22 protein-coding genes and 1 pseudogene are annotated in these 20,284 nt (G+C 74.5%); 8 read left to right on the plus strand and 15 right to left on the minus strand.

Annotated features, from left to right (window positions below):
* Positions 1-266 precede the first annotated feature (266 nt).
* Together AB0B02_RS08765 and AB0B02_RS08770 are read left to right on the plus strand one after the other, a co-directional pair.
* Positions 267-1,121 carry a DUF5667 domain-containing protein gene (locus AB0B02_RS08765; protein ID WP_357298317.1) on the plus strand — a complete coding sequence of 285 codons (855 nt, stop codon included), beginning with the start codon at positions 267-269 and terminating at the stop codon, positions 1,119-1,121.
* 102 nt (positions 1,122-1,223) lie between these two features.
* The gene (locus tag AB0B02_RS08770) at positions 1,224-2,099 is read left to right on the plus strand and encodes an HAD-IB family hydrolase (protein ID WP_281938306.1); all 876 of its coding nucleotides are present in this window, start codon (positions 1,224-1,226) and stop codon (positions 2,097-2,099) included.
* 8 nt (positions 2,100-2,107) lie between these two features.
* Here the strand turns inward: AB0B02_RS08770 and AB0B02_RS08775 are convergent, their stop codons facing one another.
* The 10 genes from AB0B02_RS08775 to AB0B02_RS08820 form a co-directional block, all read right to left on the minus strand.
* The gene (locus AB0B02_RS08775; protein ID WP_357298384.1) at positions 2,108-3,010 is read right to left on the minus strand and encodes a lysophospholipid acyltransferase family protein; all 903 of its coding nucleotides are present in this window, start codon (positions 3,008-3,010) and stop codon (positions 2,108-2,110) included.
* 257 nt (positions 3,011-3,267) lie between these two features.
* Positions 3,268-4,341: an NAD-dependent epimerase/dehydratase family protein gene (locus AB0B02_RS08780; protein ID WP_281938308.1), complete on the minus strand. Its 1,074-nt coding sequence runs from the start codon at positions 4,339-4,341 to the stop codon at positions 3,268-3,270.
* Positions 4,342-4,460: 119 nt separating this feature from the next.
* The gene (locus AB0B02_RS08785) at positions 4,461-4,562 is read right to left on the minus strand and encodes an AURKAIP1/COX24 domain-containing protein (protein ID WP_007465623.1); all 102 of its coding nucleotides are present in this window, start codon (positions 4,560-4,562) and stop codon (positions 4,461-4,463) included.
* Between the two features lie 219 nt (positions 4,563-4,781).
* Entirely contained in the window at positions 4,782-4,991 is a 210-nt protein-coding gene (locus AB0B02_RS08790) for a helix-turn-helix domain-containing protein (RefSeq protein WP_013288759.1), read from the minus strand.
* A gap of 191 nt (positions 4,992-5,182) precedes the next feature.
* Positions 5,183-6,367, minus strand: a complete 1,185-nt coding sequence (locus AB0B02_RS08795; protein WP_107162558.1) for an ABC transporter permease — start codon at positions 6,365-6,367, stop codon at positions 5,183-5,185.
* Positions 6,364-7,221, minus strand: a complete 858-nt coding sequence (locus tag AB0B02_RS08800) for an ABC transporter ATP-binding protein (protein WP_281938309.1) — start codon at positions 7,219-7,221, stop codon at positions 6,364-6,366. Before AB0B02_RS08800 ends, AB0B02_RS08795 begins: the two co-directional genes overlap by 4 nt.
* Positions 7,218-8,615, minus strand: coding sequence for an efflux RND transporter periplasmic adaptor subunit (locus tag AB0B02_RS08805; protein WP_357298327.1), 1,398 nt, complete (start codon positions 8,613-8,615; stop codon positions 7,218-7,220). Before AB0B02_RS08805 ends, AB0B02_RS08800 begins: the two co-directional genes overlap by 4 nt.
* A 49-nt stretch (positions 8,616-8,664) precedes the next feature.
* Positions 8,665-9,984: a hypothetical protein gene (locus AB0B02_RS08810; RefSeq protein WP_357298330.1), complete on the minus strand. Its 1,320-nt coding sequence runs from the start codon at positions 9,982-9,984 to the stop codon at positions 8,665-8,667.
* 951 nt (positions 9,985-10,935) lie between these two features.
* On the minus strand, positions 10,936-11,505 hold the full coding sequence (locus tag AB0B02_RS08815; protein ID WP_357298334.1) for a WHG domain-containing protein: 570 nt from the start codon (positions 11,503-11,505) through the stop codon (positions 10,936-10,938).
* Positions 11,498-12,292, minus strand: coding sequence for an alpha/beta hydrolase (locus tag AB0B02_RS08820; RefSeq protein ID WP_357298337.1), 795 nt, complete (start codon positions 12,290-12,292; stop codon positions 11,498-11,500). The genes AB0B02_RS08815 and AB0B02_RS08820 overlap by 8 nt, the downstream gene beginning before the upstream one ends.
* A gap of 77 nt (positions 12,293-12,369) precedes the next feature.
* Here AB0B02_RS08820 and AB0B02_RS08825 point away from each other — a divergent pair, with 77 nt between their 5' ends.
* Positions 12,370-12,774: a VOC family protein gene (locus tag AB0B02_RS08825; protein ID WP_357298340.1), complete on the plus strand. Its 405-nt coding sequence runs from the start codon at positions 12,370-12,372 to the stop codon at positions 12,772-12,774.
* 1 nt (position 12,775) lies between these two features.
* On the opposite strand, the gene AB0B02_RS08830 is transcribed toward AB0B02_RS08825, so the two are convergent.
* Positions 12,776-13,696: a proline dehydrogenase family protein gene (locus AB0B02_RS08830; RefSeq protein ID WP_343444890.1), complete on the minus strand. Its 921-nt coding sequence runs from the start codon at positions 13,694-13,696 to the stop codon at positions 12,776-12,778.
* Between the two features lie 130 nt (positions 13,697-13,826).
* Between AB0B02_RS08830 and AB0B02_RS08835 the strand changes: the two genes are divergently transcribed.
* From AB0B02_RS08835 to AB0B02_RS08845, 3 genes are read left to right on the plus strand one after another with little or no spacing between them, the layout of a single operon-like run.
* On the plus strand, positions 13,827-14,099 hold the full coding sequence (locus tag AB0B02_RS08835; protein WP_357298343.1) for a hypothetical protein: 273 nt from the start codon (positions 13,827-13,829) through the stop codon (positions 14,097-14,099).
* Position 14,100: 1 nt separating this feature from the next.
* A complete protein-coding gene (locus tag AB0B02_RS08840) occupies positions 14,101-15,267 on the plus strand; it encodes a glutathionylspermidine synthase family protein (protein WP_281938322.1) in 1,167 nt (388 codons plus the stop codon).
* Positions 15,268-15,286: 19 nt separating this feature from the next.
* Complete coding sequence (locus AB0B02_RS08845) at positions 15,287-15,853, plus strand: CGNR zinc finger domain-containing protein (RefSeq protein ID WP_107160407.1); 567 nt, start codon at positions 15,287-15,289, stop codon at positions 15,851-15,853.
* Between the two features lie 67 nt (positions 15,854-15,920).
* Here AB0B02_RS08845 and AB0B02_RS08850 read toward each other — a convergent pair whose 3' ends face one another.
* Together AB0B02_RS08850 and AB0B02_RS08855 are read right to left on the minus strand one after the other, a co-directional pair.
* Positions 15,921-16,727 (minus strand): sugar phosphate isomerase/epimerase, encoded by an 807-nt coding sequence (locus tag AB0B02_RS08850; protein WP_199199899.1) that lies wholly within the window; start codon positions 16,725-16,727, stop codon positions 15,921-15,923.
* A gap of 76 nt (positions 16,728-16,803) precedes the next feature.
* The gene (locus AB0B02_RS08855; protein WP_357298349.1) at positions 16,804-17,748 is read right to left on the minus strand and encodes a Ppx/GppA phosphatase family protein; all 945 of its coding nucleotides are present in this window, start codon (positions 17,746-17,748) and stop codon (positions 16,804-16,806) included.
* A gap of 74 nt (positions 17,749-17,822) precedes the next feature.
* Here AB0B02_RS08855 and AB0B02_RS08860 point away from each other — a divergent pair, with 74 nt between their 5' ends.
* Positions 17,823-18,629 carry a hypothetical protein gene (locus AB0B02_RS08860; protein WP_357298351.1) on the plus strand — a complete coding sequence of 269 codons (807 nt, stop codon included), beginning with the start codon at positions 17,823-17,825 and terminating at the stop codon, positions 18,627-18,629.
* 45 nt (positions 18,630-18,674) lie between these two features.
* Here AB0B02_RS08860 and AB0B02_RS08865 read toward each other — a convergent pair whose 3' ends face one another.
* A complete protein-coding gene (locus AB0B02_RS08865) occupies positions 18,675-19,253 on the minus strand; it encodes a TetR/AcrR family transcriptional regulator (RefSeq protein ID WP_357298354.1) in 579 nt (192 codons plus the stop codon).
* Between the two features lie 140 nt (positions 19,254-19,393).
* On the opposite strand from AB0B02_RS08865, the gene AB0B02_RS08870 reads away from it, so the two are divergent.
* Positions 19,394-20,047: an NAD(P)-binding domain-containing protein gene (locus AB0B02_RS08870; protein WP_357298357.1), complete on the plus strand. Its 654-nt coding sequence runs from the start codon at positions 19,394-19,396 to the stop codon at positions 20,045-20,047.
* Between the two features lie 51 nt (positions 20,048-20,098).
* On the opposite strand, the pseudogene AB0B02_RS08875 reads toward AB0B02_RS08870, so the two are convergent.
* Positions 20,099-20,284: pseudogene (locus AB0B02_RS08875) on the minus strand (hypothetical protein); the annotation flags it as partial.

Below are 20,284 nucleotides of genomic sequence, written 5' to 3' on the forward strand. Positions count from 1 at the left end.
GGCCCGACGCCGGTGGCTGACGCACGCCCCGGCCCGCCCGCGACCCCCGTCACACCCGGTTATTTCGCCCCCGAACGGCCCGTAACCGGCGGCCGGCGCGAACCGTTTCTCCGGGTGCGACCAGTGGTTGTCCCGGCGTCCCCCGGGCCCACCCGGTCCGGCGGGTCAGGTCGGCCGTCCCGGTCGGCACTCGGCCACATGCTGCCACGGGTCGCTGGTGACGACGACGGCCGCCCGGCCGTGACCAGCGAGAGGGGGTGCCCGCGGTGGACAGCGACCTCTTCTCCGGTCGGCGAGCCGAGCGCTTCGCGCAACTCCTCGACGAGGCCAACGGCGGACGCCGACACCACGTCCGGTCCCGCGCCGACGGCAAACTCACCGCGCTCGTGGGAGTGACCCGCCGGCTCACCGTCGAGCGGCCCACCGTCGAGGTCGACGCCGACTTCCGCACCGGCCTGCGCGCGATGCTGGTGGCCACCGCCGAACGGGAGGGCCTCCCCGCCACCACCGACGCCGGCGCCGGCGGGCTCGGCGCGCTGCTGCCCGCCATCACCGGCCGCCGGGCGCGGGCCCGGGGCGCGATCCTGGTCGGCGTGGCCGCCGGTGCGATCGCCCTCTCCGGCATCTCCGCCGCCAGCGAGAACGCGCTGCCCGGCGACGCGCTGTACGGCATGAAGCGCTCCACCGAACGCGCCCAGCTCGCCCTGGCCAGCTCGGACATCAGCCGCGGTCAGCTCTTCCTCGACTTCGCCCGGACCCGGCTCGACGAGGCCGCCACGGTCCGCGACGACCGGCTCGGCTTCAGCGCCGTCCTGGACGACATGGACGCGGACACCCGCCAGGGCGTACGCCTGCTGACCACGGTGGCCGCGCAACGCTCCGACCCGACCGCGCTGGACGCCGTGGACACGTTCCTCGCCGGTCAGCGCCGGGTGGTCAGCGGCCTGCTCGCCCGGCCCGACCACGCCGACCGGGACCGCACCCGCCGCTCGCTTGCCCTGCTCGACGCCGCCGGCCGACGCGCCGACGCGCTGCGCGAGACGATCGCCTGCGGGCTGCCCGCGCCGACCGCCAGCGACACGCTCGGGCCGGCGCCGACCACCTGCCCCGGCGAACGCTGAGCGCGCGGCCACACTTCCCCCGACGGACACCCGACCGTCACGAGACGCCGGATACGGTGGACGCGGCACGCGTACCAGGCTCGTCGAGGGAGGGAGGTCGCGGTGACCGGGTCCCGCAAGGTGACGGTCAGCACCGACGTCCACGGGCACACCGCCGGTTGGGCGGAGACCCCGGCGGCACCCGCGACCACGATCGCGCCGGACCCGACGGCCGCCGCGTTCTTCGACGTGGACAACACGATGATGCAGGGCGCGTCGATCTACTGGTTCGCCCGCGGGCTGGCCGCCCGGAACTACTTCACCGCCGGTGACCTGGCCCGGTTCGCCTGGCAGCAGGCCCGGTTCCGACTGCTCGCCACCGAGCACGCCGGGACCATGTCCCAGGCCAAGGAGGCCGCGCTCGCCTTCGTGCAGGGCTGGCGGGTCGACGACGTGGAGCGGCTCACCGAGGAGATCTTCGACGAGCTGATGGCGCCGCGCATCTGGGCCGGCACCCGCCGGCTGGCCCAGCGTCACCTCGACGCGGGCGAGCGCGTCTGGCTGGTCAGTGCCGCCCCGGTGGAGATCGGCCGGGTGATCGCGGCCCGACTCGGCCTGACCGGCGCGATCGGCACGGTGGCCGAGGTGGTCGACGGGGCGTACACCGGCCGGCTGGTCGGCGATCTGATGCACGGGCCGGCGAAGGCGGAGGCGGTCACCCAGCTCGCCGCCGTGGAAGGGCTGGACCTGACCCGCTGCGCGGCCTACAGCGACTCCGCCAACGATCTGCCGATGCTGTCCGCGGTGGGCCGCGCGGTCGCGGTCAACCCCGACCCGGCGCTGTCGCGGCGGGCCCGGGAGCGGGGCTGGGAGGTCCGTGACTTCCGCACCGGCCGTCGGGCCGTCCGCATCGCCGTGCCCTCGACCGCCGCCGCCGGGCTGCTCGCCGGCGCGGTGACCGCCGGGCTGGCCCTGCACCGCCGCCGCCAGCGCGCCTGACCCGAAGCTCAGGGGCCGAACGGGTCCGGGCGGCGTTCGAGCAGCTTGTGCAGCGTCTGCTGGATGGTCTCCCGCACCTGGTCGGCGAGGTTGAACACGACAAGCGGGTCGTCCGCGGAGTCCCGCAGGTGCGCGGTCGGAATCGGCGGGCAGAACTCGATCAGCCACTTGCTCGGCAGCGGCACCATGCCCAGCGGGCCCAGCCAGGGGAACGTCGGCGTCACCGGGAAGTACGGCAGCTTGAGCAGCCGGGCGAGCGGCTTGATGTCGGCGAGCATCGGATAGATCTCCTCGCCGCCGACGATGGCCACCGGCACGATCGGCGTGCCGGTACGCAGCGCGGCGGAGACGAAGCCGCCCCGGCCGAAGCGCTGGAGCTTGTAGCGGTCGGAGTAGAGCTTGCCGATGCCCTTGAAGCCCTCCGGGAACACGCCGACCAGCTCGCCGTTGCCGAGCAGCCGTTCGGCGTCCGGGTTGCAGGCGACCGTGCCGCCGGTCTTGCGGGCCAGCTCGGACACCACGGGCATCCGGAAGACCAGGTCGGCGCCGAGCAGGCGAAGGTAGCGGTGGCTCGGATGCCGGTCGTGCAGCGCCGCGGAGAGGATCAGCGCGTCCAGCGCCACGGTGCCGGAGTGGTTGCCCACCACCAGGCCGGCGCCCTCGGCCGGCACGTGCTCCAGGCCGCCGACCTCGGTGCGGAACCAGTCCCGGTAGAGCACCCGGACCAGCGGATGGAAGACCGCGTCGGTGAGGTCCGGGTCGAAGCCGAACTCGTCGACCTCGTAGTCACCGGCGAGCCGGCGGCGCAGGAACGCGAGCCCCCGCGCGACCCGACGGTCCCACTGGTCCCCGGGCCGGTCGCCCACCGCCGGCCCGGACGGGCCGTCCCCGGGGGTCGCGCTCTCCGCCACCGCCTGCCTCGCCACGGCCTTCTTAGCGACCGCCTTCTTCGCGACCGCCTTCTTCGCCACGGTCTTCCTCGCGACCGGGCGGGTGGTCGGCTCGTCGGCGGAGGTGTCCGGCTCGTCGGCCGGCTCCGGGGGCGCGGGCGGTCGGGCGGCCGGCGCGGTGACCGGCCGGTGCCCGTTGCGCCGCGCCGGCTCCGCGTCCGGCCCGGGCCCGGTCGGGGGTACGTCGAAGCGGGCGTCCCACCGCTCCGGTGTGCTGCTCACGAGCGCTCCCGGACGGTCGAGCGGACCTGACGGATGCTCTCCAGCACCAGTTGCTCGGCCGCGGCGAGCTGGTCGCGGGTCACCACCACCCCGCCGTGGTGGGCGCGGACGAAGTCGTCGAAGGCGGCAGCGGTCGAGCGGGGGGTGAAGCCGAACTCACGCTCCAGCCGGGTGGTGTCCACCACCCGACCGTGCACGAAGAGGTCGACCTGGTCCAGGCCGTACCGGCCGAAGCCCAGGGTGCGGGCGACCGCGGCCACCCCGGCCAAGCCCGGCTCCAGCACCGGCACGGCCACCCGGCCGGCCCGGCGGATGGCCTGTGAGAGCGACAGCACGCCCGGACCGGCCACGTTGAACGTCCCCGGGTGCTCCTCGGCGACCGACCGGTGCAGCACCGTCAGCGCGTCGTCGATGTGCAGGAACTGCAGGCGCGGGTCGCGGCCGAAGATGGTGGGCACCACCGGCTGCGCGAAGTAGCGGGTGAGCGTGGTGTCGGCCGTGTAGCCGATGAACGGCGCGAAGCGCAGCACGGTGGCGGTGACGTCGGGCCGGCGGCGGCGGAAGCCGCGAACGTACCCCTCGATGTCGAGGATGTCGCGGCCGAACCCGCCGCGCGGCACCTCACGCGGCTCGGTCTCCTCGGTGAAGACGGCCGGGTCGCGGAACGACACCCCGTACGCGGCGGTCGACGAGCGGACCACCAGCCGGCGCAGGCGCGGCGCGCGCTGGGCGGCGGCGAGCAGCTGCATGGTGCCGATGACGTTCTGTTCCTTCATCGCCGCCCGACCGCCGTGCTGCGGGTCGGGCGCGGTGACCAGCGCCAGGTGCGCCACGGCGTCGACGTCGAGGTCGATCAGGAGACCGCCGAGCGAGTCGAGGTCGAGCCGGACCAGCTCGACGTCGGAGAGCAGGTCGGCCAGCTCGGGGTTCGGCGGGGCCGGGTCGACGCCGATGACCCGCTCGATGCGTGGGTCGGCGGCGAGCCGGGCGGCGAGGTTGGCGCCGAGGAACCGGCCGACCCCGGTGACGACGACGACCCCCGGGGCACCGGAGGTGCCACCGGGGGTCATGTCGTGCGCCTTGCGCGGCAGGCAGGATCGAGCCGGAACGTCCGCGGCCTGATCACCTGAGCCTCCGAGGGTCGACAGTTGGCAAGTGGTGCCGGTGCCGGGTCAGCGCCCGGCCCCGGTCACTTGCCGAGACGGCGACGCTGGACGCGGGTCTTGCGCAGCAGCTTGCGGTGCTTCTTCTTAGCCATGCGCTTGCGGCGCTTCTTGACCACCGAGCCCATACGACAGCCTTTCGATGCAACGTGCGGGGCGGACCGGGAGGCACCACCAACGCGGTGGCGCCCTGCCCGCTTGCGGACAACGGACCGGACCAGCGTGGTGGGCCGGGCACACCAGGAGCGATCACGGTCGGGCTCCAGGGTAGCCGGAGTGCGTCAGCAGGACCAACGCGCCCCCGTCGATGCCCCTTTTCGTCGCACTCGGCGGGCGTCGCCGAGGGCTCAGGCGGACTCCTGGAACGCGCCCCGGAGATATTCGTGCACGGCGTGCTCGGGCACCCGGAACGAACGACCGACCCGCACCGCGGTCAGCTCACCGCTGTGCACGAGACGGTAGACCGTCATCTTGGAGACCCGCATGACCGTTGCCACCTCGGCGACGGTCAGGAACCTGACATCCGACAGCCGTGCGTCGGACTGCGACCCGGCCATGGCTCACCGACCCATTCCCGTGCCCGGCGCGTGCCACCGGGCAGGTGCTCCCGCCTCGACGAGCGACGCGCGTGTAATGAGTACGGTAGCGGGACGGCTGTGACCTGCGCGATCCCTTCCGTCCTTTGATCATGGCGGGGCGGGCGCCCGCCAGGGCTTTTTCGCCCGGACGGGTGGCGCGTCCGGATCGCCTACTCGGCGCGCAACGCCACCACCGGATCGAGCCGGCCGGCCCGCTGCGCCGGCACCACGCCGAACACGATGCCCACCGCCGCCGAGACGCCGAACGCCAGCGCCAGCGACCACCAGGTGATCGCGGCCGGGATCGGGGAGAACGCGTCGACCAGCAGCGCGGTGCCCACCCCGAGCGCCATCCCGGTCAGGCCACCGATCGAGGTGAGCAGCACCGCCTCCAGCAGGAACTGCACGCCGATGTCCCGGGGCCGGGCGCCGACCGCCTTGCGCAGGCCGATCTCGCGGGTGCGCTCGCGTACCGAGACCAGCATGATGTTGGAGACGCCGACGCCGCCGACCAGCAGCGAGATGCCGGCGATCGCGGCCAGCACGCCGGTGAGCACGCCCAGGATGTCGCCGAGCACGCCGAGGATCTGCTGCTGGGTGACGGCGCTGAACTCGGTGTCCGGGTGCCGGCGGGACAGCTCCGCGACGATCCGCTCGCCGAGCTGGTCGATCCGCTCCCGGTCCGGCGCCTTGACCGCGATGCCGTCGATCCGCTGGGTGCCCCACAGCCGCTGCGCGGCGGTCACCGGCACGTGCACCTCGTCGTCCCGGTCCACGCCGAGGCTCTGCCCGAGCGGGGCGAAGACGCCGATCACCCGGAACCGTACGCCGGCCAGCGTGACCTGCTGGCCGAGCGGATCACGGTCGGGGAAGAGCGTCCGGGCCACCGACGCGCCGAGCACCGCCACTCGACGGCTGGTGTCCACGTCGGCCCCGGACAGGTAGCGGCCCCGGGCCAGCGACCGGGTGAACACCGACGGGGTGGTCTCCAGCACGCCCTGCACGGTGGTGAAGTCGGACCGGTTGCCGGCCCGCGCGGTCGCGCCGGAGGCCACCGTCACGGCCACCCGGCCGGGATCGCCGACCACCCGGGAGACGGCGTCGACGTCCTTGAGGTCCAGCGGCGACACCACCGGCGCGGTGCCCACCTCGATCTTCCCGGGCACCACCAGCAGCAGGTTCGAGCCGAGCCCCTCGACCTGCTGCTCGACCTGCCGCTTCGTGCCGGTGCCGATGGCCACCAGGATCACCACCGAGGCGACCCCGATGATCACGCCGAGCATGGTCAGCAGACTGCGCATCCGGTTGGCGCGCAGCGCGTCCAGCGCCACCCGCCACGCCTCGGCCACCCTCACCGGGCCGCCCCGTCGCCGTCACGCGGAAGGCGTCCGGTGGCTCCGGTGGCGCCACCGGAGCCACCGGACGGGTGCCCCGGGCCGCTTCCGGACGCGGACCGGGGCTCCGCGCTGGGAGCGGGATCCAGTGTCGCAGGTCCGTCCGCGTCGTCCGACCCCGGTCGATCATGAGCGGTGTCGGACCGGATCAGCCCGTCCCGGACCGCGATCCGCCGACGTGCTCGGGCCGCCACCTCCTGGTCGTGCGTCACCATCACCAGCGCCACCCCGGACTCCGCGTTCAACCGCTCCAGCAGCTCCAGCACCGCCTCGCCGGTGACGCTGTCCAGGTTGCCGGTGGGCTCGTCGGCGAGCAGCACCGCCGGCTCGGTGACCAGCGCCCGGGCGATCGCCACCCGCTGCTGCTCGCCCCCGGAGAGCTGGTTCGGCCGGTGGTGCAGGCGGTGCCCCAGCCCGACCCGGCCCAGCATCGCCGCCGCCCGTTCCCGCCGCTGCCGCGCCCCGACGCCCCGGTACACAAGCGGCAACGCCACGTTGTCCACCGCGGACGTCCGGGCCAGCAGGTGGAACGCCTGGAAGACGAAGCCGATCGTCTCGTTGCGCAGCGTCGCCAGCTCCGGCGCGGTCAGCGTGGCCACGTCCCGGCCACCGATCACCAACCGACCGCCGGTGGGCCGGTCCAGCCCGCCCAGCAGGTGCATCAGCGTGGACTTGCCGGAGCCGGAGGGCCCGATCACCGCCACGTACTCGCCCTGGTCGATGGTGAGCGACACACCGCGCAGCGCGGACACCGACACCCCGTCCAGCTCGTACGCGCGCGAGACGTCGACCGCCTCGACCGCGGCGACGGTCACGGCAGCTCCTGGCCGTCGCGCACCTGGTCGGCGCCGCGCACCACGACCCGGTCGCCGGCCCGCACCCCGTCGACGATCTGCACCAGATCCTGCCCCTGCACGCCGACGGTCACCGGCACCCGGTCCGCCCGACCGCCCCGCAGCACCCAGACCGCGTCCCGCCCGTCGGCGGAGAAGACCGCCGAGGCCGGCACCGCCACCGCGTCCGTCGCCTCCCGGACCCGGAGCCGGACCACCGCGTTCATGCCCGGTCGGGGCGCCGGGGCGGCCTCCTCGCCGAGCCGGCCGGCGCCCAGGTCGAGCCGGACCCGGTAGGTGACACCGCCCCGCGCGGAACTGGTGGGCAGCACGTCGACCGAACGGACCGTCGCCTCGTACGTCGCGCCGGTCACCGCGTCCAGCTCGACCGAGGCGGGCACTCCGGCGCGGACCAGCAGCACGTCCGTCTCGTCCACCTCGGCGAGCAGACCCAGCCGGCCGATGTCCACCACGGTGAGCACCGGCGTGCCGGCGGTGACCCGGCCGCCGGCCGGCACCGCGTCGTCGACCCCGGCCGGCGGGCCACCACCCGACCCGGCCGCGCCCGCCGCCGACGGGTCGAGGCCGGGCACCCCCGCGCCGCCGGCCGCGCCGAGCAACCCGGCCAGGTCGGTCGGCGTCGCCGCCCGGGTGCCGCCCGGCTGCACCACGCCGGCGATCGGGGCGCGCAGCGTCAACGCGTCGACGGTCGTCTTCGCCAGGTCGTACGCCTGCTGGGCCTGGAGGCGCTGCGCGGCCGACAACGCGCCGACGGCGCTGTTCAGGCCCGCCACGCCGCGCTGCACGGCGGCGACCGCGCGGTCGGCGGCGCGGGCGGCCGACGCGTACTGCCGCTGCGCGGACTCGACCTGGAGCAGCAGCGCGGCCCGGGCCTGCGGGTCGCCGACCTTGCCGGCGGCGGCCCGCGCGGCGGCGAACGCCTCGTCGGCGGCCCGGTCGGTGCCACGCCGGTTGCCGCCCAGGTCGCCGACGCCGACACCCCGGCCGGCCCGCTTCGCGGCGCGCAGCGCGTCCCGCGCCCGGGCGAGGCGCTCCCGCGCGGACGGCGAGTCGATCACCGCGAGCACCTGGCCCCGGGTGACCCGCTGTCCGGGCTGGACCTTCAGGCCGGCCACCGTGCCGTCGGCGGGGGCGGTGAGCGTCGCCGCGGCCCGCGCGGTGACGGTGGCCGGCGCGTCGATCACCTCGGTGACCGGCGCGCGCCCCACGGCGGCGACGCTGACCGCGGGGGTGTCGTCGCCGCACCTGGCGGCGGTGGTGCCGGTCAGCGCGACGGCGGCGAGAAGGGCGGTGACGAGACGGGGGCGGCGGGCCGCGGGCAGCCGCGGCGAGGGGGTGCGGGCCACCCGGCCCATGCTACGACCCGTCGACCGGTGTCGACGCCTCGGCGCGTCGGGTCGCGGCTCAGCCGGCGGCCGACCGGACGTAGGTGACGCAGTCGTCGTGCAGCGCCGGCCACGGATCGCCGAACACCTCGTCGGCGGCCTCGTCCGGGGCGCGGCGCTGGTGCACCACGGCCCGGAAGAAGTCCAGCACCCGCTGCTCGCCGTACCTGTCGACCAGGTGGCGCACCGCCAGGTACCCGACGCCGTAGGCGCCGCCGACCCGGTCGTCGGTCGCGTCGTCGGCCGGCGCCACCGCGTCCAGCCGGCCGGACCACCCGCCCCGGAGCAGCTTGCGCACCTCGGCCAGCCCCTCGTAGCGGTCCACCGGCTGGCCGTCCGCGCCGGCGTACTCGGCCAGCCCCTCCACCAGCCACCAGTCCGCGCGGTCCGCGTAACCCTGGTCGGGCAGCGAGGCGGCGTGCGTCAACTCGTGCCGGAGCAGGTCGTCGACGCCGGCCGGGGCGAGGCTCTGCGCGTTGAGCACCACGTCGTGGCGGCCACCGCCGACACCCACCGCGTAACCGGCGGTCCACTTCGGCCGGCCACCGCCGTACCAGCGCTGCCACTCGGCCCGGCCGGCGTAGTAGACCAGGTACCGGTCCGGCGCCGGGCCGACCGCGTACCGGTCGGCGGCCCGGGCGGCGGCCTCGGCGCGGGCGAGCAGGCCGGGCAGCTTGGCCCGCTGGGCCGGCGTGGTGGCCACCAGCGCCCGCTTACCGACCGCCACCGCCAGGTCGTCCACCTCCCACGGGCGTACGCCGGTCGGGTCCGTCCGGGACGGCTCCACGGCCACCAGCCGTGGCTCCTCCCCCACCAGCCGCCACCGGGTGCCCAGCTCCGCCGTGCTCGGCGCGCAACCCGGCACCACGAAGCAGTAGCCCACCGTCACGGTCAGTCGCCACTGACCGGGCTGCCCGTCCACCGCCACCGGCACCCGCTCGGCGCCGGGCCGCCACGTCGTGACCCGGAGCGCCCGAAGCGCCGCGTACCGCCGGGTGAGCGCCGGCCGAGCGGTCGGCTCCGCCACGGCGAGGAAGCCGGCCTTGTCGCCGCGCAGCAGCGCGCTGCCCTGCCGGTCGAGCTGCGCGACCATCCGCGCGGCGAGTTGCCGCTCGGCCGCCGTACCGGGCGCCTCCCGGCCCGCCGTCTGCTGGCCGGCCGCGTCCGGCGCGAGCTGCCGCAGCAGTACGCCGGGCACCGCGCCCGCGACCAGCCCGAGGGCCAGCCCGAGCACGGTCCAGAGCGGCCACCGCCGCCGCGTCCCGCTCGTCAGGGTGGGGGCGGGCACGGCGGGTACGACGGCCGTCTGCGCCGCCGTCGGGGTCAGTGGTGTGGGCAAGGCCGGGCTCGACTTCGGCTCGCGCGGTTGCGGCACGGCCGACGTCGGCTCGCTCGATTGCGGCACGGCCGACGTCGGCTCGCTCGGTTCCGTGGCGCTCGCCGTGGCGGCCGTCGACCCGGGTTCGGTCGACGCCGACGCGGTCGGTGTGGTGCCCGCCGCCGGGACAGTCGACCCCGGCGTGGGCGGCAGAGGCGGTGCCGGCGCCGCCTCTGCCGGCGGAGGCGGTGCCGGGGCAGGCGACTCCGGGGCAGACGGTTCCGGGACAGACGGTGCGGGGGCAGGGGTGTCCGGGCTCGCGTCCGGAGCGGACGGCTCCGCGACGGAACCGGTCGGCCTCAGCTCGGGCAGGGCCGCCGGCACGGCGGGGACGGATGCGTCCGCCTCAGCGGCCACGGAGGTGCTCGCGTCGGGGCCGCTGTCCTCGCTCGGCTCGGGTACGGCCGGACTCGGGACCGCGGCCACCGCTGGCGGGCTGGAGGCGGCCGGTCGCGGTGTGACCGGGTCCAGCGACGACGGGGGCGGACCAACCGTCGGGGTCTTCGCGGCCGGGGCCGGGCACGCCGGCACGTCGTCGGCCTCGGCGCGCGGGTGCTGCTCCGCGCCGTCGGTCCCGACGCACGGCTCGTCGCCGTCGGCTGCCCGGCCCGGGGGCTCCTCGTCGCCGTCGGTCACCGGCGAAGGGTACGACCAATCGGGCGTTCCGGGAAAGAGTCCTGCAAGTAATCCCTTCGTTCCCGCCCCGCACCAGATCTTGGAAGGAAACGGCCCTCATGAGGGCCCTCCGCTTCCAAGATTCGTGGAATCCACCGAGATCTTGGTACCGATCCGCCCCTCGGAGGGCGTCCTCGTACCAAGATCCGCTGCCCCGGGCGGGAAGCACGGCCGTCCCCGGGACCGCCCGCCCGTCACCGGCATGCCCGCCCGGAGGGACGGGACCCGGCTCGCTCGTCAACGGGACCGCCAGCCGCGGTACGCGAGGTCGAGCCCGTCGATCATCCGGTCGAACGAGCGGTCGACGTCCCGGGGCAGCCCGAATCCGCCCGCCGCCTCCAGCGTGACGAAGCCGTGCACGGTGGCCCGGAACATCCGGGTGGCGTCGACGGCGGCGTCCCCGTCGATGCCGTACCCGCGCAGGATCGCGAAGATCGCGTCGACCGCGCGTTCGGCGGCGGCCAGGTGCTCGGGGTCGGCCGGGTCGGGCGCGCGCTGGGTGGCCGGGTAGCGGCCGGGGTGCCGCCGGGCGTACCCCCGGTAGGCGGTGGCGACCGCGCGCAGCGCGTCGTCGCCGGCCCGGCCCGCGGCGGCGCTGGTCAGCACGTCGGCGATCTCGGTGGTGGCGAGCACGGCGAGCTTCTGGTGCAGCGCGTCCACGCCCCGCACGTGCTTGTAGAGGCTGGGCAGCGCGACGCCGAGCCGGCCGGCGAGCGCGGCCAGGGTGAGCCGGTCGTGGCCGACCTCGTCGGCCAGCACGGCGGCCTCCCGGACCACCGTCGCCGGGGTCAGGCCGGCCCTAGGCACGCGCGGTCACCGCCAGGAACTCGACCAGGTCGGCGGCGGTGGCGTCGGGCTGGTCGGCGTGCGGGTAGTGGCCGGAGTCGGCGATCATGCGCGCCTCGGCGACGGCGAACTGCCGGCGGGCGGCCCGCGCCTCGGCGCCGGGGTCGGGGAAGTCCGGGTCCTTCGCGCCCATCAGCACCAGCACCGGCTGGCGCACCTCGCGGGCCCGCGCGGTCCAGTGCGGGTCGACCGGCGCGACCACGCCGCGCACCGCGTCCATCCGGCCGCGCAGCCTGGCGACCAGTTCCTTCCGGTACGCGGCGTCGTCGGCCGGCCGGCCGCAGGGGAAGAGCGTGCGGTGGAACATCCCGAACAGTCGTGGGCTGCGCAGCACGGCGGCCTGGAGCACGCGCATCACCGGGTTCGGCTTCGGCTGGCTCACGAACGGGCTGATCTGCACGATGCCACTGACCAGCTCCGGCGCGTCGGCGGCGGCGAAGACCACGGCCGCACCGCTGGACGAGCTGCCGACAAGCGTGGCCGGCCCGCCGCCCACCTCGCGCACCACGGCGAGCAGGTCGCCACCGACCTCGGCCGGGGCGTACGTGGGCCAGTGCGGGCTGGAGTCGCCGTGCCCGCGGACGTCGATCGACGCGACCCGGTAGCCGGCCGCCACCAGCAGCGGCACCAGGTGTCGGAACGCCGCCCGGTTCTCCCCCATGCCGTGTGCGAGCACCACCAGCGGCCCCGCGCCGTGCACCTCGTACGCGATCGTCCCGCCGTCCCGCACCACCTGGCTAACTGTCATAGCCATGAGGCTAATGGCATTAGCTTTGCGCGTCAAGGCTTGACCTCAACCCGACCTGAGGTCGGACGATCACCGACATGCCGATCTCCGCCGACACCCACGTACGCCTGGCGCGGCCCAGCCGCGACCTGGCCGCAGCCGTCCGGTTCTGGGCCGACGGCCTGGGCCTGGACGTGCTCTACCGGGGCGCGGCCGACGGGCCGGGCGAGCACGACCTGGTGATGCTCGGCCGGCCCGGCGCGGCCTGGCACCTGGAACTGGTGGGCGGTGCGACGCTGACGGTCGAACCCCGTCCCACCGAGGAGGACCTGTTCGTGCTCTACCTCGACGGCCCGGTGGAGGACGGCCTGGTGACGAGACTGGAACGGGCCGGCGGGACCAGGGTCTCCGCCGGCCCGTACTGGGACAGGTGGGGGATCACGTTCGCCGACCCGGACGGCTACCGCCTCGTGCTCTGCACCCGGACCTGGTCGAACGACTGACTCACTTCTTCGACATCACCGCACGGCCGAAGAACGCCAGGTTGGCCGGGCGCTCGGCCAGCCGGCGCATCAGGTAGCCGTACCACTGGTCGCCGTAGGGGACGTAGGTGCGCACCGTGTAGCCCTCGCCGACCAGGCGCTGCTGCTCCTCCGGGCGGATGCCGTAGAGCATCTGGAACTCGAACCGGCCCGGGTCGCGGTCGAACCAGCGCGCCCGGTCCTCGCCGATCGCGATCAGGCGCGGGTCGTGGGTGGCGAGCATCGGGTAGCCGTCGCCCGCCATCAGCACGTTCATGCAGCGCACGTACGACTTGTCCACCTCGCGGGCGGACTGGTACGCCACCGACTCCGGCTCCTTGTACGCGCCCTTGCACAGCCGCACCCGGGACCCGGCGGCGGCCAGCTCGCGGCAGTCCGACTCGGTCCGCCGCAGGTACGCCTGGAGCACCGCGCCGGTCGACGGGTGGTCCTTGCGCAGTTTGGCCAGCACGTCCAGCGTCGAGTCGGTGGTGGTGTGGTCCTCCATGTCCAGCGTGACAGTGGTGCCGGCCGCGTCGGCCGCCACGCAGATCTGCCGCGCGTTGTCGTACGCGAACTGCTCGTCGAACGCCTGGCCGAGCGCGGACAGCTTCACGCTGACCTCGGCGGCCGGGGTGAGGCCGGCGGCGCCGAGCAGGCGCAGCAGGGTGAGGTACTCGTCCCGGGTGGCGTTCGCCTGCTCCGGGGTGGTGGTGTCCTCGCCCAGGTAGTCGAGGGTGACCGCTTGGCCGTCGCCGACGAGTGCGCGGGTCGCGCGCAACGCGTCGTCGGTACCGGCGCCGGCGACGAACCGGCGGACGACGTCCCGGGTGAACGGGGCCGTCGCGACGAGCCGCTCCACCTGGGATGACCGGGAGGCGGCGAGGATGACGGAACGGAGCATGAGCCGAGCGTAACGCCCACCCCCACACCCGCGCCGGGCACGTGCGAGGCGGGGCCCCCTGTTATCACCCGGCGATAACAGGGGGCCCCGCCAATCACACCGACTGGCGACGATCAGCTACAACGTTCACGTGGAACGACACCCCCGCCGCCGGCTCCGCTCCGCCACCGTGCAGCTCGGTGCGCTGACCGCACTGGCGCTCGCGCTCTCCGGCTGCAACAACGGCTACGACGACGACGATGACGACTGCGCCCTCGGGCCGGCCGGCGGGGGCGGTGACACCGTCGCGGTGGCGCTACGGGTCCCCGCGCCGGCCGCCGCGCGCGGCGACGCCACCCCGACCACCGCCGCGCTGCCCGACCGCGGCGGCTTCGGCACCTTCCTCGCCTCCTGCGGCGGCTGACGTGCGCCGCGAGGCCAGCACGCCGCGCCCCGACTGGGACGACACCATCCGGGCCCAGGGCCTGGTGTACGTCGACACCGAGCTGCCCGACGGCGAGATCATGTCGTACTGGGACGAGACCGCGGCGTACGCGTTCACGCTGGACGAGGTGCTCCGGCTGGAGGAGGCGACCGAGGAGCTGCACCGGATGTCGGTGGCCGCCGCCGAGCACGTGGTGGCCCGCCGCCGCCACGCCGAGTTCGGCATCCCGGAGTGGGCCGCCGAGGCGGTCGCCCGCTCGCTGCGGGAGGCCCCGCCGACGCTCTACGGCCGCTTCGACCTCGCCTACGACGGCAGCTGGCCGCCGAAGATGCTGGAGTACAACGCGGACACCCCGACCGCGCTGGTCGAGGCCAGCATCGTGCAGTGGTACTGGCTGGAGCACACCCACCCGGACGCGGACCAGTGGAACAGCCTGCACGAACGGCTGGTCGGCGCGTGGGCCAAGATCGGCGCCGGGCTGCACGACCCGCGTGTGCACGTGCTCTGGTCGAACGAGGAGGAGTCGGGCGAGGACCAGATCACCGCCGGCTACCTCGCCGAGACGGCCCGCCAGGCGGGGCTGGACGTGACGCTCATGCCGATCCAGCGGGTCGGCTGGGACGGGCGGCGTTTCGTCGACGCCGACGACCGGCCGATCACCACCTGCTTCAAGCTCTACCCGTGGGAGTGGATGCTCGCCGAGCCGTACGGGCCGCCGGCGCTGGACCCGGGCACGCCGACCACCTGGATCGAGCCGGCCTGGAAGCTGCTGCTGTCGAACAAGGCGCTGCTGGCCGTGCTCTGGGAGCTGTACCCCGGGCACGAGCTGCTGCTGCCGGCGTACCTGGACTCGCCACGCGGGATGTCCGAGTACGTAGCCAAGCCGTTGCTCGGCCGCGAGGGCGGATCGGTACGCATCGTGACCGGCGACACCGAGATCACCAACCCGGGGATCTACGGCGACGAGGGCTTCTGCTTCCAGGAGTTCCGCGCGTTGCCCCAGTTCGACGGCAACCACGTGGTGCTCGGAAGCTGGGTCGTGGACGGCGGTTCGGCCGGCGTGGGCGTACGCGAAAGCGAGAGCCTCATCACAGACGGTTACGCGCGGTTTCTGCCCCACTACATCGACGCGCCGCGTCCGCGCTGAGTCGTCTACCGTTGGTCCCGTGAACTTCGACGCGTACGCCCGGACCGGGGTCGAGCTCGTCAACGCCCGGCTGGACGACCTGGACGGCCTGCGGGCCCTCTTCCCGGACGAGAACGCCTGGATGCGCGACGAGGTCGCGGAACGGGACCTGGCGATCTTCCGGCGGGCGCAGAAGCGCCTCCGGGACGTCTTCGAATACGGCACGTCGGGGCGTGACGCCGACGCCGTCACGGAGCTGAACGCGCTGCTGGAGGCGTTCCCGGTGCAGCCCCGCATCTCCGGGCACGACTCCTCCGACTGGCACATGCACGTGACCAGCCGGGGCGCGTCGGTCTCCGCCGAATACCTGGCCGGCGCGGTCTGGGGCCTGTCGGTCTGGCTCTGCGAGTACGGCAGCGCCCGGTTCGGCGTCTGCGCGGACGAGCGCTGCGGCAACGTCTACCTGGACACCTCGTCGAACTGCTGCCGGCGGTTCTGCTCGGAGCGCTGCGCCACCCGCTCGCACGTGGCGGCGCACCGGGCCCGCAAGCGCGCCGCGGTCGGCGAGCAGCCGGTGCCGGCCCAGCCGCTCGCCCCGGTGAGCTGACGTCCGGGCAGGCGGCCGGTTCTGCGGCCGCCGTGCCGGGTGCCGGTGACGTCGACGACCCGGCCGGTCAGGCGTCGACCGGGGACGGGGCGGTCAGGTTCGCGCGGGCGAACTCCAGCGCCTCGCGCAGATCCGCCTCGCGGACCGCGCGGCTCTTCGCGCCCCGGGTGGTCACCTCCACCGCGACCGAGCCGGTGAAGCCGCGCCCGGCCAGCGAACGGAGCAGCTCCGCGCAGGGCTGACCGCCCCGGCCGGGCACCAGGTGCTCGTCCCGCCCCTCACCGGTGCCGTCACCCAGGTGCACGTGCGCCAACCCGGCGCCCATCCGGTCGGCCATGGCCAACGCGTCGGTGTGCGAGGCCGCGCAGTGCGACAGGTCCAGCGTGTAGGAGGCGTAGCCGGTGTCGGTCGGGTCCCAGCCCGGCACGTACGGCACGAACTGCCGGCCGGCCATCCGCACCGGGAACATGTTCTCCACCGCGAACCGCAGCCCGCCGAACCGCCCGGCGGTGGCCTCCAACCCGTCGCCGAACGTCCGCGCGTAGTCACGCTGCCAGGTGAACGGCGGGTGCACCACCACGGTCGGCGCCTCCAGTGTCTCGGCCAGCTCGGCGGCCCGGCGCAGCCGCTCCCACGGGTCGGCGCTCCACACCCGCTGGGTGACCAGCAGGCACGGCGCGTGCACCGAGAGCACCGGAATGCCGTAGTGCTCGGCGAGGCCGCGCAGCGCGCCCGCGTCCTGGCTCACCGGGTCCGTCCAGACCATCACCTCGACGCCGTCGTACCCGAGCGCGGCGGCGAGCTGGAACGCCGCCGCGGTCCGTTCGGGAAAGACCGAGGACGTGGACAGGAGCACCGGCACGCGGGAAGTCACACCCCTCAGGGTAGCCGCCCCCGCCAGGAGGCATCGGGACGAGCACCCGCAAAGCGCCCGAAGCGAGCGCCCCGGATCACATCGGCGCGAGCTGATCCAGCCGACGCAGGATGACCCCCTCCCGCAACGCCCACGGGCAGATGTCCAGGCTGTCGACGTCGAGCCGGCGCATCACCGCCTCGGCCACCACCGCACCGGCGAGGAGCTGGTGGGCCCGCTGCGCACTGACCCCCTCCAGCTCCGGCAGGTGGGCCGGCGGGATGTGCCGGACGAAGCCGAGCACCTGCCGCAGCCCGGTGCGGGTCAGGCTGCGCCGGGCCCAGAGACCGGCGCCGGACGGCGCGGCCCCGGCCAGTCGGGCCAGCGTGCGGAACGTCTTCGAGGTCGCCACCGGACGCTCCCAGCCGACCTCGGTCAACTGCTTCACCACCGGGTCGAGCTGCGCGTCCACGTACTCCCGCAGCCCCTCCACGGCCACGGCGGACGGCGGCAGCAGGCCGGCCGGATCGACCGCCAGCCGCTCCCGGCTGAGCCGACCCGCGCCGAGCGGCAGCGAGACCGCGACGTCCGGATGCTCGTCGATGCCGGCGGCCAGCTCCAGCGAGCCGCCGCCGATGTCCATCGCCAACAGCCGGCCGGCGGACCACCCGAACCACCGCCGCACCGCGAGGAACGTCATCCGCGCCTCGTCCGCGCCGGAGAGCACCTCCAGGCGTACGCCGGTCTCGTCGCGGACCCGGGCCAGCACCTCGCCCGCGTTGGTGGCGTCCCGGACCGCGCTGGTGGCGAACGCCAACAGGTCCTCGGCGCGCAGCCCGTCGGCCGCCGCCCGCGCCATGCCGACCGCCTTGACCAGCCCGTCCGCGCCCGCGTCGGTCAACGCGCCGTCCGGGCCGATCTGCTCGGCCAGCCGCAGCACCACCTTCTCGGAGTGCGCCGGCCAGGGGTGCGCGCCGTGGTGGGCGTCGACCACAAGGAGGTGCACCGTGTTGGAACCGACGTCGAGGACACCCAGTCGCATGGGAAAGACCCTAGGGGCAACACGTTTCGTCGGCTCGCCGGCCGGGCGGGGAGAGCACGCGTACGCTGGTCCGGGTGACAGGGCAGATCGAGCTTCGCGTGCTGGTGGACGACCCGGACGACCCGCGCAGCCGCGAGGTCGGGCTGGACTTCCCCCGGGAGTGGATCGAGTTCGTCGACCCGGCCGACCCGAAGCACGTCGTCCGCGCCGACCTGACCTGGCTGCTCTCCCGCTGGACGTGCATCTTCGGTCAGGGCTGCCACGGCATCGTCGCCGGGCGGGCCGCGGACGGGTGCTGCTCGCACGGCGCGTTCTTCACCGACTCCGACGACGAGAAGCGGGTCCGGGCGGCCGTCAAGCGGCTCACGCCGGAGACCTGGCAGCACTTCCGTCGTGGCTTCAAGAACTGGACCGAGAACGACACGGTCGACGGCAAGACGCCGGCCCGGCGCACCGCCACCCGGGACGTGGACGCGCCCTGCGTGTTCCTCAACGACGCCGACTTCCCCGCCGGTGGCGGCTGCGCGCTGCACGCCCAGGCGCTGCGCGACGGCGTGCACCCGCTGGAGTACAAGCCCGACGTCTGCTGGCAACTGCCGGTCCGCCGGGACCAGGAGTGGCACAAGCGGCCGGACAACACCAAGGTGCTCATCTCCACGCTTGCCGAGTTCGACAGGCGCGGCTGGGGCGCGGGCGGGCACGACCTGGACTGGTGGTGCACCTCCTCCACGGACGCGCACGTCGGCGCCGAGCCGATGTACGTCTCCTACGGCCCGGAGCTGACCGCGCTGATCGGCGCCCCCGCGTACGCGAAGCTGGTCGAGCTGTGCGCCGCCCGCAACCGTCAGGGCCAGATCGCCCCCCACCCGGCGAGCGAGTAAGGCCGGGCCCCTTCTTAACGCCTCCGGTAGAGCAGCGCGCCCCGCTCAGCGTTTCGGGAGCGCCGCGTCGATCAGGGCGCGGGCGCTCCGCTTCGCCGCGTCGGCGATCGCCGGATCACCGTCGAGGACGCCGCCGGCCAGGCCGCCGTCGAGCAGCAGGGTGAGTTGGCGGGCCAGCGACTCCGGCTCGGCCGCGCCGGCCTGCCGGGCCAGGCCGGTCACCCAGTCCCGGACCGCGTTCTTGTGCGCGACGGTGCGGGCGTGCACCGGGCTGCCGGCCGGTGTCTCCGCCGCGGTGTTGATGAACGCGCAACCGTGGTAGCCCTCCCGGCGACAGGCTCCGCCGAGCGCGTCGAACATGCCGACGAGCTGCTCGCGCGGGTCGGCCCCGGCGGCCTCCGCCGCCGCCCGCAGCGCCCCCGACCAGACCAGGTCGACCTTGTCCAGGTACGCCAGCACCAGGTCGTCCTTGCTCGGGAAGTGCTTGTAGAGCGTGGCCTTGGCGACGCCCGACTCGGCGATGACGGTGTCGACCCCGACGCCGCGCGGTCCGTACGCGTAGAACAGCCGGAACGCGGTCTCCAGGATGCGTTCCCGGGCAGCGCCGGCGGGGGTGCGGGCCATGGTTCCTCCTCGTTCTGCGCCGCAGAGTCTACAGACAGGTACGTCTCCTCGGGCCTGTAAGTAGACAGACCTGTCTGTTAGCCTGAGTCACACCGAGCACGTTCCGCGAAGCTCGGCCGAGACCGGAGGACGGATTCGACATGCGCATCGCAGTACTGGGCACCGGCATGGTGGGCCGGGCCATCGCCGCCCGCGTCGCCGAGCTGGGCCACGAGGTGACCGCCGGCACCCGGGATGTCACCACCACCCGGGCCGGGAGTTGGGGCGAATGGGCCAGCGGCCATCCGGGGATCGCCCTGGCCGGGCACGCCGACGCCGCTGCCGGGGCGGACCTGGTCGTGAACGCCACCAACGGCGACGGATCCCTCCCCGCCCTCGACGCGGCGGGTGCGGAGAACCTGGCCGGCAAGATCCTGCTCGACATCGCCAACCCACTCGACTTCGGCCAGGGCTTCCCGCCCACCCTCTCGGTGCTCAACGACGACTCACTCGGCGAGCGGATCCAACGGGCGTTCCCGCGTACCCGGGTGGTGAAGGCACTCAACACTCTTACCGCCGACCTGATGACCCACCCCCGACAGCTCGCCGACGGCGACCACACCGTCTTCGTGTCGGGCGACGACGCCGACGCCAAGGGCATGGTCACCGAACTGCTCACCAGCTTCGGCCACACCGACGTGCTCGACCTGGGCGACATCACCACGGCGCGGGGCACCGAGATGCTGCTGCCGATCTGGCTGCGTCTCTACGGCCGACTGGGCACGCCGCTGTTCAACGTGAAGGTCGTGCGCTGAGCACACGTGAAGGCCGGCACCCCCGTCCGGGGTGCCGGCCTTCGCGCCGTCTTACTTGGTCCAGTGCTGGTTGACCAGGTCGGTGGCCTGCTTCTCCCACTGGGCGTACGCGTCCGGGTAGGCCGACACCTGCACCGTCTGGGCGGCCTTGGTCAGCGGCATGTCCTGCCAGCCGTCGACCTGCTTCAGACCCTTCAGGAAGGCCAGGGTCGAGTACTCCGGGTCGGTGATCTGCTC

Source organism: Micromonospora sp. NPDC049240 (genome assembly GCF_040647835.1).
In the GTDB taxonomy this organism is placed as follows: domain Bacteria; phylum Actinomycetota; class Actinomycetes; order Mycobacteriales; family Micromonosporaceae; genus Micromonospora.

What these genes read in the sequence shown, in the direction of transcription:
- AB0B02_RS08780 (WP_281938308.1), bottom strand. Translation starts at nt 4,341, where the DNA reads ATGACCCCCGGTGGCACCTCCGGTGCCCCGGGGGTCGTCGTCGTCACC.
- AB0B02_RS08785 (WP_007465623.1), bottom strand. Translation starts at nt 4,562, where the DNA reads ATGGGCTCGGTGGTCAAGAAGCGCCGCAAGCGCATGGCTAAGAAGAAG.
- AB0B02_RS08790 (WP_013288759.1), bottom strand. Translation starts at nt 4,991, where the DNA reads ATGGCCGGGTCGCAGTCCGACGCACGGCTGTCGGATGTCAGGTTCCTG.
- AB0B02_RS08805 (WP_357298327.1), bottom strand. Translation starts at nt 8,615, where the DNA reads ATGGGCCGGGTGGCCCGCACCCCCTCGCCGCGGCTGCCCGCGGCCCGC.
- AB0B02_RS08820 (WP_357298337.1), bottom strand. Translation starts at nt 12,292, where the DNA reads ATGACAGTTAGCCAGGTGGTGCGGGACGGCGGGACGATCGCGTACGAG.
- AB0B02_RS08825 (WP_357298340.1), top strand. Translation starts at nt 12,370, where the DNA reads ATGCCGATCTCCGCCGACACCCACGTACGCCTGGCGCGGCCCAGCCGC.
- AB0B02_RS08830 (WP_343444890.1), bottom strand. Translation starts at nt 13,696, where the DNA reads ATGCTCCGTTCCGTCATCCTCGCCGCCTCCCGGTCATCCCAGGTGGAG.
- AB0B02_RS08855 (WP_357298349.1), bottom strand. Translation starts at nt 17,748, where the DNA reads ATGCGACTGGGTGTCCTCGACGTCGGTTCCAACACGGTGCACCTCCTT.
- AB0B02_RS08865 (WP_357298354.1), bottom strand. Translation starts at nt 19,253, where the DNA reads ATGGCCCGCACCCCCGCCGGCGCTGCCCGGGAACGCATCCTGGAGACC.
- AB0B02_RS08870 (WP_357298357.1), top strand. Translation starts at nt 19,394, where the DNA reads ATGCGCATCGCAGTACTGGGCACCGGCATGGTGGGCCGGGCCATCGCC.